The organism is Sebaldella sp. S0638, assembly GCF_024158605.1.
Lineage (GTDB): Bacteria > Fusobacteriota > Fusobacteriia > Fusobacteriales > Leptotrichiaceae > Sebaldella.
The window spans coordinates 1-3,295 of record NZ_JAMZGM010000199.1 but is presented as its reverse complement, the minus strand read 5'-3'; the positions used below and the strand labels follow the sequence as shown (position 1 = coordinate 3,295).

Below are 3,295 nucleotides of genomic sequence, written 5' to 3'. Positions count from 1 at the left end.
ATCAGCGCCTGCAGGAAAAGTAATAGAAGAGTATGGATTTACAGTAGAAAAGATTGTTAATAAGATAAAGGGATAATCGATTATTTTATAAAGATATATTCAATGAAAAATGACACAGTGCTTTACTGTGTTATTTTTCATTTAAACATGTTTAGTGGTAATTAAAAAAAAGTAATTTTTTGTAATAGTTTTCTAATAAAATAAAGATAGAGGATATTTATAAACAAAAATAAATTTTTAAATTTAATTAATTAATTAATTTTAATTGTTTAAATTTATTTTGGAAAATAAAATCTAATATGATAAAATGGAAAGAACACATCGAAAAATAAATTTTATTTTAAACTGCAAAAAAACTAATTAAGGAGTTCTAGTATGAAAAGGTACAAATCTTATTATTTACCGGGAGAGTTTATAAATGAAGACCGTACCGGTGAAGGTTTTATATGTGTAACAGAAGATTACATAATTGAGGGGAATCTGGATTTAAATCCGGAATTAGATGCTGGTGGCATGAGTGAGTATCTGGAGAAACTGAATTGCCCTTATGGATTTATAATTGCTGAAATATATGAAATGGAAATTAACGGAAAGTTAGTGGGGAATCCACTGGAAGCAGCAGGAGTAAAAATTGGAAGTACAGTTATTTCCGTAAACGGGAAGTTAGTAAGAAATATTGAGGAACTAGACAAGGAACTGGAATCAATAAGAAAAAGTGAACTTCAAACATTCAAAATCGAATATATACAAGACAAAGAAGTAAAAACAACAGATTTTCCTGTATATTATAATCAGGATGATGAAAGAGCAAAATTGGGAATAGATGTGATTTTTATGGAAGTTATATCAGGACTTTATTTTACGAAAAACTTGGAAGTTACAGAAAGTATTGTTAATAAAAATTCTAATTATGGTATTATTTTACAGGTTAGAGGAAATGTAAAAGCTAAAAATATTATTGCAGGCGGAGCAGACTTTATTATTGAAGGAAATGCAGATATAGAAGATACAGTGTTAGGATTCTATAATGACGGGGAGTTTCGTGTAGACGGAGATCTGACATGCAGAACTTTTATGAATTATGATCACCATATGGACTGTGCACCTGCTGCAGAAGATAGTGTAGGAGATTATGGGGATTATGAGTTTGATGAGTATCTTCTTCCCGAATATAGAGGAAATTTTGATAAATTAACAGACGCAGTAGCAAAAGGGAGGGAATATCGTAATCCTGATAGAAAGAGTAATTTTGATATATCAATGTCGGAAATATACAACAGATTAAGTGAAGACCCTAAGAAGCTGGATATCAGCAACTGTGAATTCGATAAATTGCCGGACATAATATACGGCCAGACTCAGCTTGAATCACTGAAAGTAGGGCGTGTGGAAATAAGTCCGCGGATAGCCGAACTGGTAAATCTGAAGGAGCTGGATATAAAGAGGAGTTTTTCACTTGTACCTGAGAGTCTGCATACTCTTCCTTCATTAGAAAAATTAACTGTTGGAATTGCTTCGCAGGAAGATTTTCATAATATCTGCAAAATATTGTCTTTAAAGGAACTTCAAGTGGAGGGGAGTTATCAGCTTTTCGGCCGTTTTGATGAAAAAATTCTGAAACTGAAAAATCTGGAATCTTTGACGGTAAAAAACTGTGCAGAGCCCACAGCTTATGAAAAAGCCGGTAAAAAGAATAAAGATGACAAGGAAAAGGCGCTTCGCATTATTAGTAAAATGACTGAATTAAGAAAACTTGATCTGTCATATAACTATTTGTACACTTTGACTGATGATTTTGTAAATCTGAAAAATCTGGAATTTTTAAGGCTGAGCGGCAATCCTACTTTACAAAATTTACCTGACTTTTCACAGCTGGAAAAATTAAGAGAACTTTATTTCAGCGGAGAATCTTCATATTCGAATGTACCGCCGGCTAAGCCGGAACTGCTGAAACAAATTTTAAGCACGAATATGCCGCTGCTTGAAACACTATATGCAGAACGTTGGAAAATAGGGGGAAATGATGAGATGCCAGATCCGCATAAAAATATGCCTAATTTAAAAACTTTTAAGAAATAAATTATTAATAATGGAAATCCTGCGGTAGGTGTGCTGCAGGATTTTCTGCATTTTTTACTTTGGACAGAAAATCCACTTTTATATAGAAAAATATCAGAACTTTCACATCAAATAGTCTCTATTGGTGGATATCCTTTCATTGCAGATTTTTTTAATTATGGCACAGATAAAAAAACATTTGTAAAATTATTTTCTTTTTTCATACTTAAATAAAAATCGAAAAATTAATGTTTAAATTATATTGTATGCTGATTTATTTAATGTTATAATAATTTAAAAAAATAAGGAGGCAGTATGAAAAAAATTATAGTATTTTTACTTTTAATTTCAATATTAAGTTTTTCAGGATCAGTAAAAACAGGAGCATATTACGATCCTGAAAAAGAGGATATTGGAGTTTATTATATTCTTGCAGAAAAGTCTAAAAGTAACACTGAAAGTCTGAAGATTATCTATGCCGGCGGCTCTAATACAGGTGAATGTATTTTTTATGATATAAATAATGCCGGAAACGGAGTTCTTTCAGGAACATGTAGTCATAAAGCCGTGGATACGGAGCCGTTTATGGGTGGAGAAGTATTTAAATTTGAGTTTTTGAATAATGGTGATCTTAGAATTAATGATGATTATATTTATAAACGCGGGACAATGAATGATAAGAATGTAGCAAAGCAGATAGAGCTTTTCAGCAATCTTGATTAATTAATAAATAAAGTATAAAAAAATTTTTTAAATATTAAAAAAATAAAAGGGAAGATAAAAGAAGAGAGGTTTATGAAAAAGCGGAAAAAGACAAAAATGGAGAAAAGGAAAATATTTTATGAATGGCTGCGATTAGTCTGTGATGACAAAGAAGGCAGCGAATTCCTTGTTTGTCCTCGTTGTAAGGAGAAGGCTGTGGATTATATATACATCGGAGATAAAAAAAGTATGATCGGCTATCTTCAAACATGGTGTAATAGCTGTAAATACAGAATATACATTAGCAGAGTGATAATGCCTGAAGGATTGAAAACAAGAGATTTTAAAGATGACATGTCAGATTTGCCGGAGATAATACCGGAGTTTAAGTTATTTAATCCATACTAAAAGATCTGAATAAACATAAAAAATGCATACGTAAAAAATATGCATTTTCATTGGGAGTGTGCAAGAAAGTCTGTAAATTAAATCTGATATAATAAAAGATTTGTTTTTCATATATTGATTTATCTAT

The 3,295-nt window shown here is 31.1% G+C and carries 3 protein-coding genes; all 3 read left to right on the top strand.

Translation table 11 applies throughout. The annotated features are described in order from the left end of the window. Window positions 1–375 precede the first annotated feature (375 nt). The 3 genes from NK213_RS19340 to NK213_RS19330 all read left to right on the top strand — a co-directional run bounded on the left by NK213_RS19340 (window position 376) and on the right by NK213_RS19330 (window position 3,168). On the top strand, window positions 376–2,079 hold the full coding sequence (locus NK213_RS19340) for a leucine-rich repeat domain-containing protein (protein WP_253352376.1): 1,704 nt from the start codon (window positions 376–378) through the stop codon (window positions 2,077–2,079). 294 nt (window positions 2,080–2,373) lie between these two features. Continuing rightward, window positions 2,374–2,781: a hypothetical protein gene (locus NK213_RS19335; RefSeq protein ID WP_253352374.1), complete on the top strand. Its 408-nt coding sequence runs from the start codon at window positions 2,374–2,376 to the stop codon at window positions 2,779–2,781. Window positions 2,782–2,853: 72 nt separating this feature from the next. Further along, window positions 2,854–3,168 carry a hypothetical protein gene (locus NK213_RS19330; protein WP_253352371.1) on the top strand — a complete coding sequence of 105 codons (315 nt, stop codon included), beginning with the start codon at window positions 2,854–2,856 and terminating at the stop codon, window positions 3,166–3,168. The last annotated feature ends 127 nt before the right edge of the window (window positions 3,169–3,295 follow it).